This is a genomic window from Rhizobium freirei PRF 81 (assembly GCF_000359745.1).
Lineage (GTDB): Bacteria > Pseudomonadota > Alphaproteobacteria > Rhizobiales > Rhizobiaceae > Rhizobium > Rhizobium freirei.
On the sequence record NZ_AQHN01000003.1, the window covers coordinates 1 to 23646 of the forward strand.

Sequence of the window (23646 nt, forward strand, 5' to 3'; positions counted from 1 at the left end):
TCGCCAGAGTGAGGATGTTGACATCCGAGCCATTCCACGGTGGATTGTAAATCCGCACGGGGTTTCCACGCCAATACGCAGGATAGCTCTTTGTAATTCCTCATATTGGTAGGGTTGTTCGCCAATGCTGAATCACAGTTTGAGCACAGAAAACTACATCTCGATCACCAGAACCTCCCGGGCGACAGCAACACGAGACCTTCACGATATGGTGGTGAAGGGAGCAGTGAGCCGGAGCGGCGAACGCCGCCATACGCGACATGCATTGAACATGCCCGAAGCTAGGAAATAGAAAAGCGTCTACTGACACGGCTTTTGTGCGCTCGCTCCTGAAGACCGATATCTTCGAGCACACTTGCCAGATCGGCTTGATCTGGCGAGGGCAGCCCGTTAGGTTGCCACCGCGATCAAACTGCAAAGACATGAGGATTGTTATGCCGACAGGCAAGGTTAAGTTTTTCAACGCCGACAAAGGCTTTGGTTTCATCACGCCGGAATCCGGAGGGCCTGACGTTTTCGTTCATGTCTCCGCCCTGCAATATGGCGATGTGCTGAGAGAGGGGCAGTCCGTTTCCTATGATCTCGGCCAGGATCGAAAGACCGGAAAGTCAAAAGCGGAGAACGTCAGACCGCTCTGACGACGATAGACAAACTGCTACCCGATATCTCGGGTAGCAGTGAGCGGGAATACGCAGTTGACATCGGAAAGCCCCGATCTCAACGGCATCACCTTTCGTCGTCTATCGATGAAAATCGACCGGGGCGAATTATCGCTTGCTCATTTCGTTGCCCAATCGGACGAGGATCAAGCACTTTTTTCCGTACCGCTCCATAAGATGTCATGCTCCCCCGCGGCACCTTCTCCCCGCATTGCGGGGAGAAGAAACGCTGCAGCAAAGTATCAGAACGGCGTGCCGGGCAGTGCCTGCGTCGCTTCTTTCTGAACGGCCTGCAATTCCTTCGGGTCGTAGCCGAGAGCCTGCAGAACAGTCGGCGCCACTTGTGTCGTCTGCACCAGCGCCGTGATCGTACGCGGCGGGATGGACGGATTGCTGAGAAGCAGAGCCACGTTGCGGTCATTGGCATTGCTGCCGCCGTGTTCGGCGATTTTCTTGCCGCCGGTATAAACGACGCCAGGGTTCACCGTGACTATGAAATCAGGCGCACGCGTATCGCTGGCCGGATCCTGATACGCGAGTGCGACCTGATTACTGGTCAGCAATTGGCCGATGCCGAGTGCCTTGCCTTGATCCTTCAGATACTCGGTCGCGGCGGTCAGCGCCTTTGCCCGCTCTTCCGGCTTCAGCCAGATCAGCGATGCATCGTCGGCGATGTGGAAGGCATAGCCCGGCATTTTCGTGTAGGGATCCTCGTCGGTCGGCTGGAATTTCGACGGATCGATCGGTGACTGGCCGTGTTTTGACGCAATAACAACGAGCGTCGTGTCATCGAGCTTACTGTCATGCAAGGCGCCGACGAGCTCGCCCAATGCGTGATCGACAAAGTCGAGTTGCACTGCCAACCCGCTGTTCGGCATACCGTTGGCGTCTGCATAACCGCCGATCAGACCGGCATCATCGCCAGGCCCGGCTTTCGGCAATTTCTGGCCAACGCTCACGGCCTGCAGATTCAAACCAAACAGTGCCGGGACCGGCTGCTTGTTCGCACCTGTGCTGTCGAATCCCTTGATTTCATTGATCACTGCTTTCACATGCGCTGCGTCAAACTCCCGTTCAGCCTTGAAGCTTCCGGTGGTTTTTACCTTGCTGCCAGGAATAAGCGAATCCTGCTCCAGCGCATACAGATCGTCGACACCCGTGCCGGATGGACCATTGAGCCATTCATAGGCCGGATGCTTGTCGCTCCATGCGGTGCGGCCACCGTGTTGATGCACGACCTCGAACACGTTGTTCACACGGACGAAATCATGCGGAAACACCGGCTTGCATTCGCCTTTCACCAGCATTCGCGGTAGCTTGGCTGGATCAATCTGCGTCATCGGTTTACCGGGCGTGCCACCGGCATCGAGGCGGGTATCGTCGATGTCGATGCTCTCGGCGAAATTGACCTCGATACCGGGGTTGCCTTGGCATTTCGAGTCCGCGGCAAAATAGCTGCGATCGAAGGAATCATCATAATAGACGCCCGTCACCGCGGGAGTGCCGCCGGTCACTTGCGCGACCAGACCTGGGAATGAATCGGAGGGATTGGTGGTGACGGCGTTCGGATAAAACACACCGGTCTTCTGAAGAGAGGCCATTGTGCTCTGCGGATGGTTCGCAACATAGTTCGCCAAATCCACCGCGTGCAGACCATCCACCGAAATCAGCAACACATGTTCATAGGGCTTGGCATTTGCCGGGGCTGCAGCCGCCGCGCAGGTCAGCGACGTGCCGAGCAAGAGACTGGCCATAAGCTTATACATTCACACCTCCATGGTCGAAACAAGCCCCCGAAAGGACGCTAGGGCCGCGGCATGACAGAGTGATGAACTGCGGCGGGCTCGATCCGGAGGTATTCTCGGCGCACGGGCTGAGGGCCGGCTATCTGACCGGGGCGGCCAGCCGCAGCATTCCGCTACAGGAGGCCATGCGGCAATCGCTGCACAAATCGGTGACGCCGGCCGCCAGCTGCTACAACAACGCCGAACGAAAGAAGGGACGGGCGGCGCGACCGGTCATTTCGCAAAAGCACTCAAAATGGTTCTGGTGCAGACATTTTGCGAGACATAAAACCGAAGAGAAATAATTCGCCATGGACCGGCTGGTTGACATAAGGAGCTTCCTTATATTCTCTTTCCGGTCGAGCGTCTCGTAACGACGCGTAGAGGTAACGGATGGGTGTCGAATTCGTCTTGATGACTATTCTCGGATGTAGCGAAAGTGGCACGCACTGCCGCTACATTGCAACGGCGGATGAGCGTTGGGGGAGCATCGCCCTTTGTAATGCCGTTTCAGAAAATCGTTTGCTGGCTTATCGTGACCGTCCCTATCCTGTAATAGTAGCGGTCTGCCAGAAACCTGAGCCTAAGGCGATCTCGGATATTTCTGTCAAACCGCTGATAAAACAAAGTGAATCGGATCCAGAAGCCTTGCGGTCGGTTACGCAAGGATCACCTTCCGTCACACCACAAGACAAAAAGCGTCTTGCCGACCGCGCCATCGAACAAGTTGCGAAAGTGCTACCGACAACAGAGGGTCTCAAGACTATACTGGGAAAACCGGTCAGGTTGGTCGAAAGCGGCTATTCCTGGGTTGCTAAGCGATTTGAATAATGAGGCTGTCAGCCGTCGTGAATCAGTAGATTCACCCGCAAATCCGAGCTTTTGCCGATTCTCACCTGGGTTCAGTGGACTCGTTTGCCTGATTGAATGGACTGACGCTCGCCCAACCGGCTCGGCAAGAGGCTCTCCGAGACCGCTTCCTTGCTTCAGAACCTGACCAAAACCCCATGATCAGAGTGGATCCCTTCCAAAACGGCCGACTTTACGAGATTTCCGCCATAGAAGCCCGCTGACGTGCTTTCGGCGATTACGTTGGGCGTCCATCATCAATCGGGCCATCTCAATGCGGCGGAGCTCGCCCGAGCGCTCGGCGTCGACGGCAAGACAGTTGGTTCCTATCTCGACCTGATGGTCGATCTCCGTCTGATGCGTCGGCTCGAGCCCTGGCACAGCAATGCCGGCAAGCGCCTGGTGAAATCGCCCCCCGGGTCTATGTCCGCGATTCCGGCCTGCTCCACAGTCTACTTGGTTTGACAACACTCGATGACGTCCTGGGCCATCCTGTTGCCGGATCGAGTTGCGAGGGCTTCGTGATAGAAGCCATTCATGCCGTTATGCCGGAAGGGGCTCAAGCCAATTTCTATCGCACCTCGGCCGGCGCCGAGATCGATCTCCTTGTCACCTTGCCCCGTGGACGTCGCTGGGCGATTAAGATCAAAAGAAGTCTCACTCCAAAGGTTGAGCGTGGGTTCCATCACGCCTGCCTCGACCTGGAGCCGGATCGCGGCATCGCAGTTTACCCGGGCAGCGAAGCTTATCCTCTTGGCAACGCTATAGAGGTGCTCCCTTTATCGCAGCCTGCAGACGCGACGGCCCCCTTGCCGCTCTGCCCCGCAAGCTGTCGAACGCCAGATAGATGACCGGCGTGGTAAACAGCGTCAGGACTTGCGAGACAACCAGACCGCCAACGATCGCAATGCCAAGGGGAACACGCAATTCGGATCCTGGTCCGGTTCCCAAAGCCAGCGGAATGGCACCGAACAAAGCCGAAAGCGTTGTCATCATGATAGGCCGAAACCGCAGCATGCAGGCCTGGCGAATGGCATCATGTGGCGCCAGATTCTGTGTGCGTTCGGCATCGAGCGCGAAGTCGATCATCATGATCGCGTTCTTCTTGACGATGCCGATCAACAGGATGATCCCGATCATCCCCATGATGGAAAGATCCAAATTGGCAAGCTTCAGCGCCAGCAATGCGCCAAGACCAGCGGACGGGAGGGTCGAAATGATCGTCAGCGGATGTATGGCGCTCTCATAAAGAACGCCCAGCACGATGTAGACAGCCACAACAGCCGCCAGGATGAGCCAAGGCTGGCTTCGCAGCGAGTCTTGGAATGCCTGCGCGGTCCCCTGGAACGTACCGATGACCGCCGCCGGCATGCCTGCGCTCATCTCTGCTGCTTTGATAGCCGTCACTGCATCGCTGAGCGCGCTCCCCGGCCTCAGGTTGAAGGAGATCGTCGTCGCCGGCATGGATCCCTGATGATTGATGGATACCGGCAGCACGCCGGTCCTCAATGATCCGAGCATGCTGAGTGGAACAAGCTTGCCGGTGGTCGAAGACTTCACGTAAAGATGCGACAACGCTTCGGGCGACAACGCAAACTGAGGCGCCAGTTCCATGACGACGTGATATTGGCTGACCTGTGTATACATGGTCGCTACCTGCCGCTGTCCGAAAGAGTCATAGAGCGTTTGATCGATCTGAGAAACGCTTACACCCAATCTGGATGCCGTGGAGCGATCTATGTCGAGCGTGAGGCTGGTCGCGGCCTTCTGCTTGTCGGAAATCACGTCCTGGATTTCCGGGAGACCTTTCAGAACCTTGGTCATCGTCACCGCCCACTTGTCGAGCTCTGCCGTGTCCGGGTCTTGAAGCGTATATTGATACTGCGAAGCAGAAGACCGTCCACCGATCTGGACATCCTGGCGAACTTGCAGACCGACAGTCAGCCCTTCCAGACCCGCCGTCGCCGCTCGCAAGCGGGCAAGTACTGCCGGCGCCGGGCTTCGCGTGCCGATCGGTTTAAGATTGATCTGAAGCTGACCGACGCTGGCCGACGGACTGGGATTGATCCAGTAAGCAACGTTGTCGACAGCTGGATCATCCATGACGACATGCGCAAGCGCCTGCATCTTGGTCGACATATCCGCAAAGGTTATGTCTGTCGCGGCCTGTGCCTGCCCTTGGACCCACCCGGTGTCTTGCTGCGGAATAAAGCCCTTCTGTATGGAAACATAGAGCCAGCCCGTCACCGCCATCGTGGCAACCGCAACGATCAAGATGGCGAAACGGTTGCGGAGAACGACATCGAGTGTTCGTCCGTACCCCGCCGCACATTTTTCGAAAAACACTTCCGACCAACGGAAGAGCGCCCCGTGCGGCCGATCGTGATCGTGCTTGATCAACCAGGCGCACATCATCGGGGTCACCGTCAGCGAGACAAGCCCCGATATCATGATCGCGACGCTGATCGTAACCGCGAACTCCCGGAAAAGCCGACCGACGATCCCGTTCATCAGAAGAATCGGAATGAAAACGGCAACCAGAGAGACAGTCATCGAAACGATGGTGAAACCCACCTCGCGCGATCCCTCAAGAGCTGCTTCAAAAGTAGACTTTCCATCTTCGACATGGCGCATCACATTCTCGATGACGACGATGGCATCGTCGACGACGAACCCGACCGCGATGGTCAATCCCATGAGCGAGAGATTGTCCAGGCTGTAACCGGCGAGATACATGACGGCGAAAGTACCGATCAGAGACAGCGGAATGGTCGCCGCAGGGATGATCGTCGCCCACAGATTTCGCAGAAAGCTGAAGATAACCAACACCACGAGGCCGATGGTAATGAGGATCGTGACCTTGACGTCGTTGACCGAGGACCGGATCATTCCCGACCTGTCGGCCACGACCGACAGCTTGATACCGGCAGGCAGCCCCGCCTCCATTTGCGGCAGCTTGGCCTTGATGCCCTCGATGGTGTCAAGCACGTTCGAACCAGCCATTTTATGGACATCCAGCATGACTGATCGGGTGTCTTGTAACCATGCCGCCTGATTGACATCCTCGGGAGCCGACACGACGGTCCCGAGATCCTCTGCTCGAATGGGTGACCCATTCTTATAGGCGACGACCATCGAGCGGAATGCCGGCACATCCATGATCTGATCGGTTGCATCGAGAACGGTGGTCCGTCCGTTGCCGGCGAGCTGCCCCTTGGGTTGGTTGACGGTCTGAACACCGACGGCGCTTCGGATATCTTCCAGCGTCAGCCCCCGCGCCGCAACCTTGTCCGGATCGAGCTGGATGCGGATTGCCGGCCGCTGGGGGCCGTGATAATCCACCAGCCCCACGCCATTCATCTGCGAAACCTGCTGGGCGATGATGTCTTCGGCATAGTGATCGAGTTCGGTCGTCGGAATGCGATCGGATGTAAGCGCCAACGTCAAGATCGTCGCTTCTGCCGGATTGCTCTTGTGAAATTCTGGCGCGGCCGGCAGATCCTTTGGCAGTTGACCGCTAGCGGCGCTAATTGCGGCCTGAACGTCCTGCGCGGCGCCATTGATATCCCTGTTGAGGTCGAATTGCATCGTAATCGAGGTTCGCCCGGACGAACTCGTCGACGTCATTTGAGACACGCCCGAGATCGTCGAAAGCTGATTTTCCAGCGGCGTCGCCACCGATATCGCCATGGTCTCGGCGCTCGCGCCGGGAAGGGAGCTCGAAATCTGGATTGTCGGAAAGTCGACCTGCGGCAACGATGCGATCGGCAGCAGTCCGTAGGCAATGGAGCCAACGATCAGAAGTCCGGCCGCCAGCAGGCAGGTTCCGACCCTGCGCTGGATGAATATTTGAGACAAGTTCATTGGACTGTATCCTCGCCGGCTGCTGCCAGCTTCTTGCCGTCTGAGCCTTTCGTCGAGACAACGGTTCCATCGGCGAGCCGGGACTGGCCGGAAGTGACGACGGTCTCGCCGATGGATACGCCCTGCGTGACTGCGGTGAGGTCAGAGTAAGCGTTGCCGGTGGTGACCGAAGCAGTGGAAACCTTATTGCCCGGCTTTAGAACGAAGACATACGGCCCCGTCTGTCCATTCTGAATCGCCGATGATGGTACGACCGTCGAATTTGGATCGGTGCGCAACGTTATGTTTGCAGTCACCAGCTCACCTGGCCACAGTGTCAGGTCGTCATTTGCAAACACGGCTTTCAATTTCACCATGCCGGTCGATGAATCGACCTGACTGTCTATCGCACTCAGTTTCCCGTCGGCGAGGTGCTTGGCGCCGTCGCGGCTATATGCCGACACGCTCAACCGGTCCCTCGCCTGCCCCGCGATCAGATCGGGAAGATCATCCTGCGTCAGCGTGAATTCAACCGCGATGGGCCGCATCTGCGTGACGGTCACCACGCCGGCCGCATCGGCTGCGCGGACGATACCGCCTTCCTGCTGCTGACGCAGCCCCACCCTGCCGCTGATCGGGGCCGTGACGGTTGCGAATTCCAAGTTGAGTTTTGCCGTATCGAGCACCGCCTTTCCAGCCGCCGCCGTAGCGTCCATAACCTTGACTTGGGCTGCCGCGGTCTGAGCCGCTTGTGTCGTGCCGCTGCCGGTAGTCGTCAACTTCTGCGCTCTGGTCTCGTCGATCTTGGCCTGCTCCAGTTGAGCCAGCTCCTTGTTGTAGTCCGCCTGTGCCTGCGCGACGGCCGCAGCGTAAGGACGCGGATCGATCGTTGCCAGAATATCGCCTGCTTTGACATCCTGCCCTTCGGAGAAGGCTATGTTTTGAAGCTGGCCGTCGACGCGGACTTTCACATCCACTGCGGTCAACGGAGAGACGATGCCGAGGCCGCTGCGCATGACAGGCAAGTCTTTTTTTGCCACTGCGGCTGTCTGCACCGGAACTGGGGCGCGTTCGGAAGCCGGTGCCCTGGTTTTGCTCAGACCGGGCTCTGGCCAGTATACGAAATATGCTGCAGCGGAGCCGGCTAGGGCCAGAGCGCATATCCCGAGAACATAAATTGATCTACCTGAACTGTTTGACCCTGAAGGGGATCGATCCACGACAACACTCCATCACGCGCTTGGAATTGCGCGAAAGCATGAAGCCCGCCGCGCATTGCCTGGAATTTGACGGATCGCAAGTGGCTACCAATTCGCGCCAGGATGAAAAATTTTTTATGTTTCGCCGATGGCCGGGTTCATGGCTTGATGAGATACCCGGCACCCGGGACCGTGGTGATCATGCTTGTCGTTGTGCCCATGTCGATCTTCTTGCGCAGGCGATGGACATGCATGTCGACGATATTGCCACGAGGATCGAAGGCATAGTCCCAGGCGGCCTCAAGCAGCATGGAACGGGTCACAACGGAGCCGGCGTTGCGCATAAGAGTTTGCAGAAGCAGGAACTCCCTGAACTGCAGATCGATAATGCGCTCGTTCCTGCGCGCGATCCGCCGCCGGATGTCGAGCGACAGGTCACCGACAACCAGGGTGTTCTCGTGGCCATCGCTCACGAAATGCTTTGTAATTGCCTCGATGCGAGCAAGGAGCTCCGAAAAGAAGAAGGGCTTGGCCAAATAGTCATCGCAGCCGGCGCGCAGTCCCTCCACGCGATCCATCGAGCTGGCCAATGCACTCACCATGATCACCGGCACATTGACCTTCATCTCCCGAAGGCGCCTCACGAGCTCGATACCGTCAAGCTTGGGCAGCAGCCGATCGACGATCAAGCCATCGTAGATCAACTCCATCGCGAGCGCGAGGCCGAGTTCGCCATCGCTTGCAACGTCGACGACATGCCCGGATTCGGAAAGTCCGCGCTTCAGATAGGCCGCACTTCGGTCATCATCTTCAACTACCAGCAGACGCATTCAATCCTCGTTGAAGACAGCATGTCACTCCAGGCGCTCGTGAAGATGAAATTGATTTCATGTTCAGGCGAACGAACATTCAACATTGATTATCTAGATAATACGCGGAAACTAGTCAGCGTTCCTGGAGGAAATGTGTCGAAGATACTGGTGGTCGAGGACGACCTGGGCACGGCATCGGAAATCGAGGCGGCACTTGTGGACCACGGCTGCACTGTTACGCAATCGCTCGACGGCCGGGACGGGTTGGTCAAGGCGATTTCGGGCACATTCGACGCGATCGTTCTGGACCGCATGTTACCCGGCGCTCTCGATGGGCTTGGAATGCTGGCTGCTTTACGCGCCGCCTCAGTGCAGACGCCGGTTCTCATTCTGAGCGCTCTTTCGGCGGTTGATGAAAGGGTACGCGGCCTCAAGGCGGGCGGCGACGATTATTTGACCAAGCCGTTCGAAGCGCTTGAATTGACCGCGCGGCTTGATGTTCTCATGCGCCGGCGCACCAGCGCCACCCAAGAGACCGTCTTGAGGGTCGGCGATCTCGAAATCAATCTGCTGACGCATACCGCAAGCCGGGCCGGCAACGTTATCGATCTTCTACCAAGGGAGTATCAGTTGCTTGAATATCTCGTCAGGCATTCAGGCCAAATCGTCACACGCACGATGATGTTCGAAGAAGTATGGCACTACCGCTACGGCGAAGCGACGAATGTCATCGATGTCCATATCAGCAAACTTCGCAAGAAGCTGGATCTGCCGGGCCTTGCGCCCATGATCCGAACGCTTCGTGGCTCAGGCTATGTTCTCGATGCGGCCAATTGAACTTTTCAGGACGAGCGGTTTCCGGCTGGCGCTTGCTTTCCTGCTCGTGTTCGGCACCGCTGCCACTGCTCTGTTTCTGTTTGTCGATTGGCAGATGCGGGACTTTCTCGACCAGAGAAGCGACGAATGGCTCACGCGCGAGATGCAATCACTTCAAAACCTGCCGGCGGACGCGATCGTTTCGCGCCTGTCGCTCCGCAGCAAAGACCTGACGAACAGCGAGCGTCCGTTTTCTCTCTTCGACGAGAACGGCAAGCTCATCGCCGGTGTCCCGCTCGCCTATCCGGAAAAAGCTGTCTTTGACACTCCCTTCGATTTCGCAGACCACAGTGCAGCAAGGAAAGACCATTACAGAGGGCTGCTGCATCGCCGTGCCGATGGCGGCTCCCTGCTCGTCGCCCAAAGCCTGCATGAGCAGCGTGAGTTTCGGGAGCGCCTCGAGAATGCGACACTGTTCGCGTCGCTGACGACAGCGTTACTCGGACTTGCAGGCGCCATCGCCGTCGGCTTCGGCGCGGTTCGCCGATTGGACGCAATGTCCGATGCCGCAGCGCAAATCATGAAAGGCGACCTCAAACAGCGACTGCCGACGGGCCGCGCGGGAGGCGACATCGATCGTCTCGCCAATGTCGTCAACGAAATGCTCGACGAGATCGAGCGTCTGATGCAGGAGGTGAAAGGCGTTTGCGACAATATCGCCCACGATATGCGCACTCCACTCACCCGCCTCCTGGGTAGCCTTGAGCGGGCGCGCCGTCGCGCCACAAGTATCGACGAATATCACGGCTATGTCGATGAAGCGCTCGAAGAGGTTCGTGGCATTCTCAAGACGTTCGGTGCGCTCCTGCGCATCTCGGAGGTGGAAGATGGTCTGCGAAGGTCGGGCTTCGTCGATATCGATCTGAAAGCGATCGCACGCGATGCCGTCGATTTCTTTGAACCCGCGGCAGAGGAATGCGGCGTCACCCTCTCATATGTCTCAAGCGACGACGAGCCTGCCATCATTTCAGGCGATCCCAGCCTGATCTTCGAAGCGATCGCCAACCTGATCGACAACGCGATCAAGTTCACGCCAAGAGATGGGCGAGCAACCGTCCGTGTCGAAAGAAACGGGCGTGTTGCGACTGTAGCCGTCGAGGATACGGGCATAGGGATCCGCGCGGAAGACGCCGATGCCGTGCTTCGCCGCTTCTATAGGGCCGAGAAAAGCAGGCATGCCCCTGGTAACGGACTGGGACTGAGCCTCGTTTCGGCCATTGCGAGGCTTCACGGCATGCGCCTGGAAATCACGACACCCAATATTGGCACCTGCGTTCGTCTGGCAATCGAATAGAGTTGCTTTGCCTGTGGAGTTCCGCACCGCTCGGACCCGCAATTCCATTTGGCGCTGATCCGTTCAGTCGCGGAAATGCCATCGACAAATTGGCTATATCGATAGCGGAGCGGGGTCACGGCAAAATGCAAAACAGAATTCTCAATGCAATCCGAGGAACTGCTTCAGCTCCTTGCTCTGCGGATTGGCGAACACGTCTTCGGGTGGGCCGATCTCATGCACTCTACCTTCGTGCATGAACACAACACGCGAGCAGACGTCGCGGGCGAATTTCATTTCATGCGTCACCATCAGCAGCGTCATGCCTTCGGATGCCAGCTCACGCACGACGGACAGGACCTCCGCCACGAGTTCCGGATCGAGCGCAGACGTAATTTCATCGCAGAGCAGCGCAATCGGCTGCATGGCAAGCGCCCGCGCTATCGCCACGCGCTGCTGCTGACCGCCCGACAATTCGTCCGGATAGGCATCGAACTTGTGCGCCAGTCCGACACGTTCCAGCATTTTGCGTGCGATCGCCTCCGCCTCCGGTCTCGACGTCTTCTTCACAACGATCTGCGACAGCATGACGTTGCCGCCGACGGTCTGATGGGGGAATAGATTGAACTGCTGAAAAATCATGCCGACTTTCAGCCGGAGAGCCTTGAGATGCAGGTCGTCTTCCAGCAATTGCGCGCCGGCTACAGAGACCGAACCGGCGGAAATGGTTTCCAACCCGTTGATGCAGCGAAGCAATGTCGATTTTCCCGAACCGCTTTTGCCGATGATCGCAATGACCTCTCCGGGTTCGACGTCAAGGTTGATTCCTTTCAGAACCTCGTTCGCGCCATAGCTTTTGCGGAGTTCAGTGATTTCGATGAGCGACATTAAGCTTCCTTTCGAGAATCTGGCTGCTCTTCGACAAAGGCCAGCACAGGGCGAAATAGATGAGAGCCACCAGGCCATAAACGGTGAACGGCTGGAAGGTGGCGTTGGTGACCACGGTGCCTGCCTTTGACAATTCCACAAAGCCGATAATCGATGTCACCGCGGTGCCCTTGATGACCTGCACGATGAATCCGACGGTCGGCGGAACGGCGACACGCATGGCCTGCGGCAGAATAACGTAGCGCATCTGCTGAAGACGTCCCATTGCAAGGCTCGCCGAAGCCTCCCACTGGCCTTTTGCCACTGCTTCAACGCAGCCACGCCAGATTTCGGCCAGGAACGCCGCGGCCCACAGCACGAGCGTCAGACCCGCCGCGAGCCAGGCAGGAACATCGACGCCAAACAGGCCAAGCCCGAAAAAAGCGATGAAGAGCTGCATCAGCAGCGGCGTACCTTGAAAAAGCTCAATGTAATATTTTGCGAATACCTTGATTGGCTTTCGTCGGGAAATGCGCGCGAACAGCAGTAAAAACCCAACGATACTCCCGCCTGTGAAGGATATAAGCGAAAGCAAAACGGTCCAGCGGGCGGCGAGCAGAAGATTTCTCAAAATGTCCCAGGTGGTGAATTCTATCATCTTGCACTCCTGCGCGGAAAGATGAAGCCACCGACCGCTACGAGCACCTGTCGGAGCAGAATTGCGAGCAGAAGATAGATAGCGGTGGAGACCATGTAAGCTTCGAAGGCACGGAAAGTGCGCGACTGGATGAAGTTGGCGGCAAAAGTCACATCCTCCGCGGCGATCTGTGAGACGACGGAAGAGCCGAGCATGACGATTATCAGCTGCGACGAGAGTGCCGGCCAGATCCGTTGCAGGGATGGCACGAGCACCACATGGCGGAAGGTTTCGAAACGGGTCATGGCCAGACTTGCGCCAGCTTCGAATTGGCCCTTGGGCGTAGCCTGGATGCCGGCGCGGATAATTTCGCAACTATAGGCGCCGAGATTGACCACCATCGCGATATTGGCGGCGGTCAATTCCGAGAGCTGCACCCCCACTGACGGGAGACCGAAAAAGATGAAAAAGAGCTGGATAAGAAAAGGCGTGTTGCGGATGAGCTCCACATAGGCCGCAACCGGCGGCCGCAGCCATTTCGGCCCCAGAGCGCGGACCCAGGCACAGAATATGCCCAGAGCAATGCCGAAAACACCGCCTATGGCAATCAGCTCGAGAGTGACGAGAACACCTTTGACAATCTGCGGGTAATATTCGAGGAGCCACCCAAAATCGAATCTGTAATGCACCCGATAGATTCCTTTCGATGATGAGAAAACGGCGCACCGGGCCCGTCTGACCGATGCGCGACTTTGGCGGGATTTTTTATAGGTCCTTCGGAAGATCAGTCTTCAGCCACTTCTCGGCGATGGCGTTCAGGGAGCCATCGGTCTTGGCCGCTGCGAGAATGGCGTTCAACTTCTCCAGAAAAGCAGGCTGTTCCTTGTTAAGCCCGATATAGCAAGGCGAGTTTTTGATAAGGAACTTGAGCTCGGGGCGCTTAGGCGGATTTTTCTCAAGAATGGCGGCAGCAACCACGTTGCCCGTCGCCACGACGTCGACCTGACCCGAAAGAAAGGCAGATATCGTACCGTTATTGTCCTCGTAACGCTTGATGGTCGCGTCAGCCGGAGCAATCTTCGTCAGTTCAAGATCTTCAACCGCGCCACGGGTCACGCCGATCGTCTTGCCCGAAAGATCTCCTGGCTTGGTCACGGCGACAGAGGCCGGCGCAAACACGCCGTTGAAAAACGGGGCATAGGCTGTGGAGAAATCGATGACCCTCTCACGATCCGGATTTTTACCGAGGCTCGAGATAACAATGTCGACCTTGTTCGTCTGCAGGTAGGGTACGCGGTTGGCGCTGGTGACAGGCACCAACTCCACCTTGACGCCAAGTTTTTCACCGATGAGCTTGGCGACGTCGATGTCATAGCCCTGCGGCTGCATATCTGTGCTGACACTGCCGAACGGCGGGAAGTCCTGCGGGACGGCGATGCGGATGGTGCCGCGACCGGCAATGTCGCTCAGAGCGTCGGCGATAGCAGCCGGTGCGAGGCTGATCGCTGCGGAAACGGCGGCGATAGCGAGAAAAGAACGTCTCGAAAACATGGTGATTTACTCCTTGGGCTCTTGGGATAAGGGAGGCAGCGCAAGGGAATTGCGCAGCTCCGAAAGCGGGTCTGGACGCTGGCTGAGATCGAGACCCTTTTCGACTTCATCGAGATGACGGATCGCAAGTTCGGCAGCCGCATGAAAGTCACCCGCCTGCAGCGCCTCGAAAATGCGATAATGCCCCTCGTGGGATTCCTTCGCATGGAAATCCGACTGATAGAGCATCGAAATGAGAATTGTTCTGGCGGTCAGGTCGCGCAGCGTTTCGACGATGATTTCGTTTCCGGCTATTTCGGCAATGCGGATATGGAAATCGCCCATCAGGCAGGTCAGGCGCTGGCGATCACCTTCGATGATCGCCCGTTTCTCCTCCTGCAGGTGCGCCGCAAGAACCTTCAGATCCTGCGTGCTGACCGCCAGGAGATTGCGCAACAGCCCGAATTCGATGATCCGCCGCGCCTCATAGACCTTCACGGATTCTTCAGCCGACGGTTCGACAACGAACCAGCCACGACGCGGACTGACAGTGACAAATCCCCGCGCTTCCAGCCGCATCATCGCCTCGCGAATGCGGGTGCGAGAGGTCCCGAAAAGGGTGGCAAGCTGATTTTCGCCCAACCGCGTGCCAGGTCTAATTCGTGCCGACAGGATGGCGGAGACGATAGAGGCATCGATGGCGTTCTGGGCGTTCTCTTGTGTATTCCAATCTTGCATACAAGCTTGAAAAGCAACCTTCATGCCAGTTTCAAACTGCTAGCAAAATCAGAATCATGATCTGCATAGCCGCCCCAATCGACAGCAGATTGTGCTTAAAATTTAACCATTGGATCTGCTGACATCATAGCCGTAAATGCGATTGGACTCGCGTTGTCAGCTCAACTGTTGACATTCGTCAACGATCGGGTGTCAACGATCGGTTTGATCCCACTTGCGATGGCAGAATTGAAACGTGGCTCCAATCCCCACTCCTCTTTTTCTCCAATCGCCAGACCGGAAACAAGGCTCGCATCGGGATCTCAAAGCAGTTCCAAGACGAGATTCGGGAACCGAGGCTTGGCAGTGTTGTCCGTATTGCGACGCAATATCCAACAAACGAAAGAAATGCCCCAATATGCGGTCGGCATACGGTGTGCTTAACCAGCTATTCACCAAGCGCAGATACGTTTTCCCTATAATTCAAGGGGTTTGAGCGCCATGTCATTTCTGAACCGAATGAGCATTCTTTCAAAGCTGCTTTCCGTCATCATATTCATGTCACTGATCATCGTCGCCTGTATCTGGTATGCGACCGCAGAAATGAGGATGATCGACAATTCCTATACTGCGTTTCTCGATCACGAAGCACGCGCTGTGGCAAATGCTCGGCGCACGAACACGTTCAGCTATGAACTCGTTTACAACGTCTTCAGAGCGATTGCGGAAACTGATCCCGACCAAATAAAGCGGTCGAGCGACGCGTTTGACAGCACGGTTCCCGAACTCAAGCAAATCCTGGCCGATCTTCGTCAGCAGGCACCGGCTTTTTCCGACCGCATCGATGACCTCGGGAAGAAGACGGACCTCTTCATCAACAGCGTCACTGCGGTGATGGATCTGGTGAAGAAAGGTCAAAACAAAGAAGCTGTCGATTTGTATCATCATCAGGTTGATCCAAGCTTCCATGAGCTCAGCCTGGCGATCCGTGGTCTCACGACCGATATCCAGTCCTTCGCCGACAAGGGTTCGAACGCTTTGACGGATAAAACGAACGCGACGCGATTCCTGACCGCGACGTCTTCGGCAGCAGGACTGGGCGCTGGTTTCGTGATGGCAATCATTGCGATTGTCTTTGGCATTAGCAAGCCGATGGCGGCGTTGCGTGCCAGCATGGCGCGGCTGGCGTCGAACGAGACGAATATTCAAATCCCTGGAATGGCACGAGGCGACGAGCTTGGCCAAATGGCTGGTGCGGTCGAGGTGTTCCGTCAGGCAGCCATTGCGAACGAGCGGCTGGAGGCAGAAGCCGAGGCAAGCCGTTCCCAATCGGAAGCCGATCGCTTGAAAGTGGTAGCCGAGGCCGAAGCCGCCGCGCAAGAGCGCTTAAGGGAGGCAACGGCCGGCCTTGCAAATGGCTTGAAGCTGCTGGCCGCTGGCGACCTGTCGTTTCAACTGACGGAGCCGTTCGCGCCAGACTTCGAGACACTGCGACACGATTTGAATGCGACGATCACCCAGCTCAGCGAAACGCTCCGCGAGGTCGCTCGTTCGACGGCATCGATCGATAGCGGTTCGCGCGAGATCAGTCGGAGCGCCGACGACCTTTCGCAGCGTACCGAAAAGCAGGCGGCTTCGCTTGAGGAAACAGCTGCGGCCCTCGACCAAATCACCGTCAATGTTTCGAATTCTTCCAAACGCGCCGAGGAAGCACGCGCCGTGGCCATCCAGGCGAACGCGAGCGCTGCACGATCTGGAAAGGTCGTGGCCAACGCCGTTGAAGCCATGAGCCGCATAGAGCAGTCTTCAAATCAGATCGCCAACATCATCGGTGTCATCGACGAGATTGCCTTCCAGACCAATCTGTTGGCGCTGAACGCTGGCGTCGAAGCGGCCCGGGCTGGGGATGCCGGAAAGGGCTTCGCCGTGGTGGCGCAAGAAGTGCGCGAACTGGCGCAACGTTCAGCGCTGGCGGCCAAGGAGATCAAGGATCTCATCCGCAATTCCACGACCGAGGTCGAAAGCGGCGTCAAGCTTGTGCGCGATACCGGGGACGTCTTGCACGCCATCGAGCAGGACGTGGTAATTATCAATCAGCATATGGATGCGATCGCGACGTCAGCACGCGAACAGTCGACGGGGCTCGCCGAGGTTAACACCGCCGTCAACCAAATGGATCAGGTGACCCAGCAGAACGCGGCCATGGTTGAGGAGACCAATGCCGCCGGCGCGACCTTAGCCGTGGAAGCCGGCCGCCTGAAGGAGCTCATCGCGGGCTTCAAACTGAGCGGCAACCAGCCGGCTGTCCGTGCCATCGACCGCGCGACCAAGCCCATCGCCTCTCCTGCCCGTGCCCTCGGCCAGAAGCTAGCCGGGGCTTTTGGCGGAAGAACCGCGGTTGCCGCATCAGCAAAGGAATGGGAGGAATTTTGATCTCGGCCCTCAAGACTTAGGGCCACGCCGCCGCTTTTCCCGGTGAGCCTATTCAGTATCAAGCCCGCAGCCGCGCCAAGCCTGGCGCGTGGATGGTGGACGTCCGCAACTGCCCGCAGCGACGCCACAACGATCAGCGCGCCGGGGACAATATCCGTCGGGCAGATATGAATTCTGCGAAGAGAAGGGGCCGGAGGCTGCTGCTCTCCGGCGCTTTCTATATCGTAGCTTACGCATCTGCTCGCTGCTTATCCGTTCAGGTCGACGCCCTTCGGTTTTCCTCATGGCAGCAGCTCTTCGCGTTGCGCACCAGCTTCGCCAAAACCTGCACCTCAAGCTCGAAGCATTTCTCCGCCTGGTGCGACGATCCGATGTGCTCCCTCCAGCGGCAGACCATCATCCATATGCCACCCCTGCGCCGACACACCGAGCGCCGCGCGGCTTGCCGGGCCACGGTCTGCCGCAACGCAGTCACGGCCATTCGTTTTGGCACCATAGAGCGCTTGATCCGCAGCCTCCACCAGCTCGGCTTGGCTGGTGAACGTCGATATCTCTGACATGCTCGCCACTCCAGTGCCGATCGTCACGATCGACTTGTTGCTTCCTCTGCGTGGTATTGCAAGCTACGCAACGTGGAGCGCAAAGCCTCAGCCAACCGTGGCATGCTCCTCATCCTTCCAAGGGAAGGCTGCGCTGTGCTCGCTCCGTGTGGCGACAAGAGCCGCCCCCCAACACAAGAGTTTTCACCTACACGGCATAAATTTTGCTTCTGTGGTCGACGGAGACGGTTGAGAAATCCCGATACCGTTTCCGTCCTCAGTTGCCACATATTTCATCAACCGACCGATTTCGCATGCCTCAAAATATTTCGTCTGATTTCATCCCCCGCTTTCAGGGTTCAACTTTCGAATACATGCTGGAGACTTTCGCTGGAAGTTTCGGCTCTTTCGACGCGTGGCGCACCGGTCGTGAGCAAGCTTTCTGCTGGAAGGCAGATTTTTGGTCCGACGGTAAGTTGTCGCTGATCAGCGGGCAGTATTCTTCCGAATGGTGCGCAAGGGCGGCACCTGAGACGCCGGAATGGCTGTCGGTCATCCTTCCTCGCGCCGGCGCTGTCGATATAACGCTTGGTCGAGCTGAAATTGAAGGAACACCTGGGCGACTGCTGTTGGCGAATAATCGCGAGGCTGAACGCATCTCCGTACGAGGAGCACCTCACCGGTCGGATGTCCTTCGCCTGAACTGGACAATGATTGCGCAGACCGTCACCGCCATACTGGAGGTGCCGCTGATTGGGTCAATGGATTTGGCGCCGACCATCGATCTCTCCACGACATCAGGTCAATTGATCAGCGGTTTAGCCGAAACGCTCATTATCGGCATGCGTAACAACGGACCGCTATTTCACTCGCCAATCGCGATGTCGAACCTGACCCATGCACTTGCCGATCTCGTAGTGCGCTCGATTCCTCATCGGTTCTCATATCTCCTCGACAAGAAGGTTCACTTGATCGCGCCGCGGCATATCCATCGCGCAATCGAATTCATGCATGTAAACATCGAGAAGCCGCTGACGATGCAAAGCGTAGCGGACGCGGCCGGCGTTTCCATCCGCTCGCTTGAGACGGGGTTTCGCAGTTTTAGAGGTACGACACCGTCAGCCTACCTGCGGAAGATTCGTTTGCAGGCCGCCCGGGAGGATCTGCTCGATCCTTTAAACCGGCAATCGCTGCGGGAGGTGTGCCTAAAGTGGGGGTTCTTTCATTTCGGTCGTTTTGCTTCGAGCTACAGGATGGTTTACGGGGAGAAGCCGTCGGAAACGAAAAAGCGATCCGGCTGTTGATATCGAGACCGTCAAAGCCTCTATCCTCTTGCTATCTGGACCGCAATAAATGGCCGCCCGGCTGCGTTGCTCGCCCCTGAGCAAGGTCATAACAGGGAAGAGAAAGCCTGCATTTTCATGCAGTTGCCCAATCCGGCGGATTACCTGTCACCTGACTATTTTGAGGTCATGATGCTTCTAAGCCGCGGTGCAAAACGCGCCCCACGTTATCGACGCCTATTTTAGCAGCCGTATTCGCCTGCAACGCAAGTTCAGGTGGATGAGCCAGGCGGAGCTTGCAGTGCGATTTGGGACTATCGCGTAAAAGAATTGCTATCCGACGAGCTCTCGGATCTTGTAGGCAACTTCGGTTCGGTTCGTCGCATTTAGCTTCTTCATGATGTTGCGAATGTGCACTTTGACGGTGCTTTCGCAAAGATCCATCTCATAGGCGATGATCTTGTTCGCCTTGCCCCGCCGCAGCGCTTCGGCGACCACGACTTCGCGTCGTGTAAACAGGCTGTCGAGGCAATGGTTTCTGCTGGTCATGGGAGCGATCGCCTCCTTGGCAGCCAACAGGCTGCTCGCCGGCACGAAGACACCGCCTGCGCGTGCGAGCGCTACAGCTTCCGCGGCAACCTTTATTCCGACGCTCGTCGGTATATAGCCGCGCGCGCCGCATTCCAGCGCATGCAATAGTTGTGCAAGCTCATCGTCATCGGCACCCACGATCACGGGACTTGTCTGGAAGCGTTCGACCAAGGCGCAGATCTTGGCACTGACGTCGGCATCGGAAACCTTGCGTCCGCCGATCATGAAAAGCACAGCGGATGGCAATACTTCCATATTGCGCATGTGCCATTCGTCCAGCGACCCGACCGTAACGATGTGCAGGGCGCTGTCGCACTCCGTCAAACTCTTCGATAGGCACTCGCGATCCAGCGCGCGGGAATCGATAAGAAGGATGTAGTCTTCCCACTCATCGGCGCTGGGTGCGCCAGCCGCGACGAATGGCTTCGAGGCGTCGGATGTGCGAACTGAAATAATACGCGCGTCCGATCCTTGCGCAAATATCTCATTCTTGAACGACTGTCCAATCATAGCCTCGACTCCCGGCTCTAAAATTAGCTCGTGTATTTTTTCAACTACCTCAGTATTTACCAGTCCAAAGAACGCCAAATTCGCTTAAGTCGATGTTTTTCTTGATTTTGAATTTCGGCTCTCTCATTTTTTAAATTTTATTTGATCGCACAGATTGCATGTTTTACTTTTTGGCACATTAACATATGTTAACGATGAATCGAAATATTAAATATAATTTGCTTTTATTCTCCATTTGCAATAGATGCCGATTTTTGTTCGAGTGATAGTTGTGTTTGTGCGATCCGCGAGACGCGCGATTGAGGACGATCACGATATCGTCGCAACGACAGCCGATCCGCTTCAAACATGTCCTTGACCCAGATCGTCATACCGAAGGCTTGTTTGAGAACTTAACCTGGCATCGCGACCGCACGTCATCAGCCGTTTCGATCCATACAACCCTGCATTACAGGGCGCCCGGATATCTTGGCCGAGATCCAAACTGGGGGGAGTGCCCGCCCGTTACGCGGCATCTAATCGTAAGCAATTTTGTCGGCGGTTCGCGGCCGGTTGAAGAAGTAGCGTTCGAAGCTGTAACCATTCGTGCCGGTAAAATTGCCGAGCAGGTTTGAAAGCGGCGTTGTGAATGAGTATTGCACGCGGGTGAGGACGACCTGTACACCCTGTTCCTGTATCTTTGCAGGCACCGCGATCGGGCTTGCCGCGCCTGTAGCAAGCGAAGAGGCATTGAATGCGGCCGACCAATTTACCGTAGCGGCACCATTTGCCGCCACGTCTTCCACAGCGACCGTAACGGTCAGTCCTGTCGTATCATAGGGCTGCAGAATGAAGCTCATTCCCGAGAGCAGTCCGGCGACATTGGATCTCGTCCACGTACCCTGCTGCGAAATCACATCTCCGGTGGTGGTGGCGATTTCATCGAGCTTGCGGCTGACGGTCAGGGCATGGCCAAGATCGACGGTTGCCGCCAGAAGGAGGAGCAGGATCGGCAAAACGAGCGCAAACTCCACACCCGACGTGCCGGTACGATCACTTATCAAGTGCCGAAGACAGAAGGCGGCAATCCGGCGCTTAGGCCGATGGCGTTTGATTATCATGTCAGGATGGCTCGTTACGAAACAGAACGGTCGCATCAAGAAGATAGCGACCATCCGCCAGCTTCGCGCTGGAGTAGGTGAAGTAGTTGACGACGGAACTCCACGGCAGAAATGCCTGCACCAGCATATAATCACTCGCCTTGCCGGTGGCAAAAGTCTCGGTGACGGCAAGATTGCCTGCGCTGTCGATCGCAGTGGCGCTGGTGACAGCGGACAGGTTGGAGATGACGTCGACCTTGATCAGGAGATTATCCGAGCAACTGAAGGTAAAAGCCATATCGGCGCAGATTTTCACCTTGAAATCGGTCAGCGTCATATTCGACGCGGCGGCCTCACCCGTTCTGATCATGCGGGACATCTTCTGCACCGACGCATCAAGGCTCGAGGCTGCGAAGAACATCACGGAGACCTCGATGATGGCGAAAATCATCAGGGACAGCGGCAGTATCAGCAGTGCGAATTCGACCGCGGCCGCTCCGCTGCGATCGGTAAACAGGTAACGGAGAGGCTCGGTTGGTCTGGGCCGCATCATTGGGTCAGCCGCACGGATGCTAGATATTGCGTGAAGAGCGCCGACAGGCCGGCCACGATATCGGTCGACGAGGACGCGGAAATGAACAGGCTCTTGGACGAGGCGCAATCCGCAAGTGCATAAGGAATGTAGTCGCGGCGTGTGATGTTGGCAGATACACCGCTATCCATGACGCCGCCCCATGTGCTGCGCCAATTGGCGCTCGACATTGTCGAGCCGACGGTATTGTTGTAACCCCAGTCGGTGGTAATGGGCAGATATTCGGTATAAAGCACCGCCATGGTATTCGACTGGTTCTTCAAATATGCGCACCAGTCGGGATTGATGGGTGCAACCTTATTCCACGATGATCCAGCGGTCTTCATTTTTGAACCTGACCATGTCACGCCATCCGTCACCCACTCACGCTTCGATTGAACGCCGTCCGTCAGCAACAGCACCAATTTGAGTGGCTTGGCCAAGGAACTGCCATCTCCGCCGCTACCGACTTTCTGCTGCAGAGCCGGCAGAGCGACGTCGAAGAACGTGTAGTTAGTGGATGTCGCGCTGGTCAGCCCGTAACTGTCGTCCGAGAGGCGCTTGCGGGCATCGGACGTCTCCAGCGTGGGAGCCAGAACTTCCGTAGATGTATCTCCGAGACTATAAAGTCCGACCTTGATGCGCTCGTGACTGCTGTCGGCCTCATCGATCATATCGATAACCTCGTTGACGGCATCCACAGCCACATCCGCACGCAGCTTAATGCCTTTGGCATGCGCGTAAGCATAGTTGTTGACATAACTCACGCCTCCAGCGGTGTGAGCGTCCCCGGTATGACAAGCGAACTGGCAGCCGATGCCGTTATACATCGTCTGCTGACCGGCTGTCGTTGCAGCCAGCAGCATCGAAGGCGATTTATCGATAACGATATAGACGTTCAGATAGGATGTCGCCGGACCCTTGACGGAACTTGCGACACTAACCGGGATATTTTCTATATCGGCAATCTTCATGAGCGTTGTTGGAACGATACCGCTCGCCGATGCAGTTATCTTGTGATTGCTCGTGTCTATCTCGATGTCGCCGATGGAGTAACTGCTTTCTACCTGAGTACTGAACCAATCCGCGATTTTCTGTTTGAGGGCATCCGTATCACTGGTATTGATCTGCTTCACTGCGGCGATCAACGCCGCATCGAGATCGCTCTGCATACGCTGCCTGACGTTGTAGGCCCGGATGTAGTCGAGGCTTGCACCGACTGCGAGGATCATCGGAACCAGGGATAGGGCCACGACGATCGCGACATTGCCGCTTCGGTTTACGAGCAATGCCCGGGATAGTTTCAAAAAATGGTCGCGTGAGATAAAATGTTTTGGTTTCAAAGTCGGCACCAACATTAGTCATACTAATGCACAACTCAGGCCGATTTGAGCTTAATCAGTTCTTTACATTGCCGCACGATCCGCTGAATTTCCGGTGACCCGCCCAGATTTCTGCGCAATTTGGCTGCGCTGCGTTTTTTGGATATTTCTACTGCTACATTTGGAAACCCGAACAAAATGCGCCAAAGCAGCAACAGATCATACTCTTCCCTTGTTCATGTCAGCGGTTAGCCTGACCAAAACTGGTCCAG

22 protein-coding genes and 1 pseudogene are annotated in these 23646 nt (G+C 56.6%); 9 read left to right on the forward strand and 14 right to left on the reverse strand.

What is annotated here, in order from left to right:
- The first annotated feature begins 434 nt into the window (after nucleotides 1–434).
- Nucleotides 435–638, forward strand: a complete 204-nt coding sequence (locus tag RHSP_RS00700) for a cold-shock protein (protein WP_004107359.1) — start codon at nucleotides 435–437, stop codon at nucleotides 636–638.
- Nucleotides 639–901: 263 nt separating this feature from the next.
- Here RHSP_RS00700 and RHSP_RS00705 read toward each other — a convergent pair whose 3' ends face one another.
- Nucleotides 902–2401 (reverse strand): alkaline phosphatase family protein, encoded by a 1500-nt coding sequence (locus tag RHSP_RS00705; RefSeq protein WP_240535332.1) that lies wholly within the window; start codon nucleotides 2399–2401, stop codon nucleotides 902–904.
- Nucleotides 2402–2499: 98 nt separating this feature from the next.
- Here RHSP_RS00705 and RHSP_RS00710 point away from each other — a divergent pair.
- From RHSP_RS00710 to RHSP_RS33280, 4 genes and pseudogenes are all read left to right on the forward strand, one after another.
- Nucleotides 2500–2682 (forward strand): annotated as a pseudogene (locus RHSP_RS00710) (integrase); the annotation flags it as partial.
- Between the two features lie 154 nt (nucleotides 2683–2836).
- Nucleotides 2837–3274, forward strand: a complete 438-nt coding sequence (locus tag RHSP_RS33275) for a hypothetical protein (protein WP_081615272.1) — start codon at nucleotides 2837–2839, stop codon at nucleotides 3272–3274.
- A gap of 243 nt (nucleotides 3275–3517) precedes the next feature.
- Nucleotides 3518–3757, forward strand: coding sequence for a DUF4143 domain-containing protein (locus RHSP_RS35425; protein ID WP_004107363.1), 240 nt, complete (start codon nucleotides 3518–3520; stop codon nucleotides 3755–3757).
- The gene (locus RHSP_RS33280; protein ID WP_240535333.1) at nucleotides 3754–4143 is read left to right on the forward strand and encodes a DUF4143 domain-containing protein; all 390 of its coding nucleotides are present in this window, start codon (nucleotides 3754–3756) and stop codon (nucleotides 4141–4143) included. Before RHSP_RS35425 ends, RHSP_RS33280 begins: the two co-directional genes overlap by 4 nt.
- Here the strand turns inward: RHSP_RS33280 and RHSP_RS00720 are convergent.
- From RHSP_RS00720 to RHSP_RS00730, 3 genes are all read right to left on the reverse strand, one after another.
- Nucleotides 4055–7156 (reverse strand): efflux RND transporter permease subunit, encoded by a 3102-nt coding sequence (locus RHSP_RS00720; RefSeq protein ID WP_004107364.1) that lies wholly within the window; start codon nucleotides 7154–7156, stop codon nucleotides 4055–4057. The genes RHSP_RS33280 and RHSP_RS00720 overlap by 89 nt on opposite strands.
- Nucleotides 7153–8355: an efflux RND transporter periplasmic adaptor subunit gene (locus RHSP_RS00725; RefSeq protein ID WP_004107367.1), complete on the reverse strand. Its 1203-nt coding sequence runs from the start codon at nucleotides 8353–8355 to the stop codon at nucleotides 7153–7155. The genes RHSP_RS00720 and RHSP_RS00725 overlap by 4 nt, the downstream gene beginning before the upstream one ends.
- Before the next feature lie 137 nt (nucleotides 8356–8492).
- A complete protein-coding gene (locus tag RHSP_RS00730; RefSeq protein WP_004107370.1) occupies nucleotides 8493–9164 on the reverse strand; it encodes a response regulator transcription factor in 672 nt (223 codons plus the stop codon).
- A gap of 135 nt (nucleotides 9165–9299) precedes the next feature.
- On the opposite strand from RHSP_RS00730, the gene RHSP_RS00735 reads away from it, so the two are divergent.
- Both RHSP_RS00735 and RHSP_RS00740 read left to right on the forward strand, forming a co-directional pair.
- Nucleotides 9300–9983 (forward strand): response regulator transcription factor, encoded by a 684-nt coding sequence (locus tag RHSP_RS00735; RefSeq protein ID WP_004107373.1) that lies wholly within the window; start codon nucleotides 9300–9302, stop codon nucleotides 9981–9983.
- Nucleotides 9970–11316 carry a sensor histidine kinase gene (locus tag RHSP_RS00740; protein WP_240535335.1) on the forward strand — a complete coding sequence of 449 codons (1347 nt, stop codon included), beginning with the start codon at nucleotides 9970–9972 and terminating at the stop codon, nucleotides 11314–11316. Before RHSP_RS00735 ends, RHSP_RS00740 begins: the two co-directional genes overlap by 14 nt.
- A gap of 141 nt (nucleotides 11317–11457) precedes the next feature.
- Here the strand turns inward: RHSP_RS00740 and RHSP_RS00745 are convergent, their stop codons facing one another.
- The 5 genes from RHSP_RS00745 to RHSP_RS00765 form a co-directional block, all read right to left on the reverse strand.
- Nucleotides 11458–12183: an amino acid ABC transporter ATP-binding protein gene (locus RHSP_RS00745; RefSeq protein WP_004107379.1), complete on the reverse strand. Its 726-nt coding sequence runs from the start codon at nucleotides 12181–12183 to the stop codon at nucleotides 11458–11460.
- Nucleotides 12161–12820 carry an amino acid ABC transporter permease gene (locus RHSP_RS00750; protein WP_004107382.1) on the reverse strand — a complete coding sequence of 220 codons (660 nt, stop codon included), beginning with the start codon at nucleotides 12818–12820 and terminating at the stop codon, nucleotides 12161–12163. The genes RHSP_RS00745 and RHSP_RS00750 overlap by 23 nt, the downstream gene beginning before the upstream one ends.
- Complete coding sequence (locus RHSP_RS00755; RefSeq protein ID WP_004107387.1) at nucleotides 12817–13488, reverse strand: amino acid ABC transporter permease; 672 nt, start codon at nucleotides 13486–13488, stop codon at nucleotides 12817–12819. The genes RHSP_RS00750 and RHSP_RS00755 overlap by 4 nt, the downstream gene beginning before the upstream one ends.
- A gap of 76 nt (nucleotides 13489–13564) precedes the next feature.
- Entirely contained in the window at nucleotides 13565–14350 is a 786-nt protein-coding gene (locus RHSP_RS00760; RefSeq protein WP_004107389.1) for a transporter substrate-binding domain-containing protein, read from the reverse strand.
- A 6-nt stretch (nucleotides 14351–14356) separates the two neighbouring features.
- Nucleotides 14357–15067 (reverse strand): GntR family transcriptional regulator, encoded by a 711-nt coding sequence (locus tag RHSP_RS00765; protein ID WP_004107392.1) that lies wholly within the window; start codon nucleotides 15065–15067, stop codon nucleotides 14357–14359.
- A gap of 480 nt (nucleotides 15068–15547) precedes the next feature.
- Between RHSP_RS00765 and RHSP_RS00770 the strand changes: the two genes are divergently transcribed.
- Entirely contained in the window at nucleotides 15548–17479 is a 1932-nt protein-coding gene (locus RHSP_RS00770) for a methyl-accepting chemotaxis protein (RefSeq protein ID WP_004107396.1), read from the forward strand.
- Between the two features lie 332 nt (nucleotides 17480–17811).
- Here RHSP_RS00770 and RHSP_RS34440 read toward each other — a convergent pair whose 3' ends face one another.
- Nucleotides 17812–18039 carry a hypothetical protein gene (locus RHSP_RS34440; protein ID WP_004107399.1) on the reverse strand — a complete coding sequence of 76 codons (228 nt, stop codon included), beginning with the start codon at nucleotides 18037–18039 and terminating at the stop codon, nucleotides 17812–17814.
- Between the two features lie 293 nt (nucleotides 18040–18332).
- Between RHSP_RS34440 and RHSP_RS00780 the strand changes: the two genes are divergently transcribed.
- A complete protein-coding gene (locus RHSP_RS00780; RefSeq protein ID WP_037148760.1) occupies nucleotides 18333–19322 on the forward strand; it encodes a helix-turn-helix transcriptional regulator in 990 nt (329 codons plus the stop codon).
- A 312-nt stretch (nucleotides 19323–19634) separates the two neighbouring features.
- Here RHSP_RS00780 and RHSP_RS00785 read toward each other — a convergent pair whose 3' ends face one another.
- The 4 genes from RHSP_RS00785 to RHSP_RS00800 all read right to left on the reverse strand — a co-directional run bounded on the left by RHSP_RS00785 (nucleotide 19635) and on the right by RHSP_RS00800 (nucleotide 23410).
- Nucleotides 19635–20402: a helix-turn-helix transcriptional regulator gene (locus tag RHSP_RS00785; RefSeq protein WP_004107406.1), complete on the reverse strand. Its 768-nt coding sequence runs from the start codon at nucleotides 20400–20402 to the stop codon at nucleotides 19635–19637.
- Nucleotides 20403–20917: 515 nt separating this feature from the next.
- Nucleotides 20918–21502: a TadE/TadG family type IV pilus assembly protein gene (locus tag RHSP_RS00790; RefSeq protein WP_037148763.1), complete on the reverse strand. Its 585-nt coding sequence runs from the start codon at nucleotides 21500–21502 to the stop codon at nucleotides 20918–20920.
- A gap of 1 nt (nucleotide 21503) precedes the next feature.
- Entirely contained in the window at nucleotides 21504–22034 is a 531-nt protein-coding gene (locus tag RHSP_RS00795) for a TadE/TadG family type IV pilus assembly protein (RefSeq protein WP_004107424.1), read from the reverse strand.
- Nucleotides 22031–23410, reverse strand: coding sequence for a TadE/TadG family type IV pilus assembly protein (locus RHSP_RS00800; RefSeq protein WP_004107428.1), 1380 nt, complete (start codon nucleotides 23408–23410; stop codon nucleotides 22031–22033). Before RHSP_RS00800 ends, RHSP_RS00795 begins: the two co-directional genes overlap by 4 nt.
- Between the last annotated feature and the right edge of the window lie 236 nt (nucleotides 23411–23646).

Bases quoted from the DNA above. Each gene is read 5' to 3' on its own strand.
- RHSP_RS00740 (WP_240535335.1), top strand. From the start codon at position 9,970: ATGCGGCCAATTGAACTTTTCAGGACGAGCGGTTTCCGGCTGGCGCTT.
- RHSP_RS00800 (WP_004107428.1), bottom strand. From the start codon at position 23,410: ATGTTGGTGCCGACTTTGAAACCAAAACATTTTATCTCACGCGACCAT.
- RHSP_RS00790 (WP_037148763.1), bottom strand. From the start codon at position 21,502: ATGATAATCAAACGCCATCGGCCTAAGCGCCGGATTGCCGCCTTCTGT.
- RHSP_RS00785 (WP_004107406.1), bottom strand. From the start codon at position 20,402: ATGATTGGACAGTCGTTCAAGAATGAGATATTTGCGCAAGGATCGGAC.
- RHSP_RS00720 (WP_004107364.1), bottom strand. From the start codon at position 7,156: ATGAACTTGTCTCAAATATTCATCCAGCGCAGGGTCGGAACCTGCCTG.
- RHSP_RS00770 (WP_004107396.1), top strand. From the start codon at position 15,548: ATGTCATTTCTGAACCGAATGAGCATTCTTTCAAAGCTGCTTTCCGTC.
- RHSP_RS00730 (WP_004107370.1), bottom strand. From the start codon at position 9,164: ATGCGTCTGCTGGTAGTTGAAGATGATGACCGAAGTGCGGCCTATCTG.
- RHSP_RS00700 (WP_004107359.1), top strand. From the start codon at position 435: ATGCCGACAGGCAAGGTTAAGTTTTTCAACGCCGACAAAGGCTTTGGT.
- RHSP_RS00765 (WP_004107392.1), bottom strand. From the start codon at position 15,067: ATGCAAGATTGGAATACACAAGAGAACGCCCAGAACGCCATCGATGCC.
- RHSP_RS00780 (WP_037148760.1), top strand. From the start codon at position 18,333: ATGCCTCAAAATATTTCGTCTGATTTCATCCCCCGCTTTCAGGGTTCA.
- RHSP_RS34440 (WP_004107399.1), bottom strand. From the start codon at position 18,039: ATGTCAGAGATATCGACGTTCACCAGCCAAGCCGAGCTGGTGGAGGCT.
- RHSP_RS00760 (WP_004107389.1), bottom strand. From the start codon at position 14,350: ATGTTTTCGAGACGTTCTTTTCTCGCTATCGCCGCCGTTTCCGCAGCG.
- RHSP_RS00745 (WP_004107379.1), bottom strand. From the start codon at position 12,183: ATGTCGCTCATCGAAATCACTGAACTCCGCAAAAGCTATGGCGCGAAC.
- RHSP_RS00795 (WP_004107424.1), bottom strand. From the start codon at position 22,034: ATGATGCGGCCCAGACCAACCGAGCCTCTCCGTTACCTGTTTACCGAT.
- RHSP_RS00750 (WP_004107382.1), bottom strand. From the start codon at position 12,820: ATGATAGAATTCACCACCTGGGACATTTTGAGAAATCTTCTGCTCGCC.
- RHSP_RS33275 (WP_081615272.1), top strand. From the start codon at position 2,837: ATGGGTGTCGAATTCGTCTTGATGACTATTCTCGGATGTAGCGAAAGT.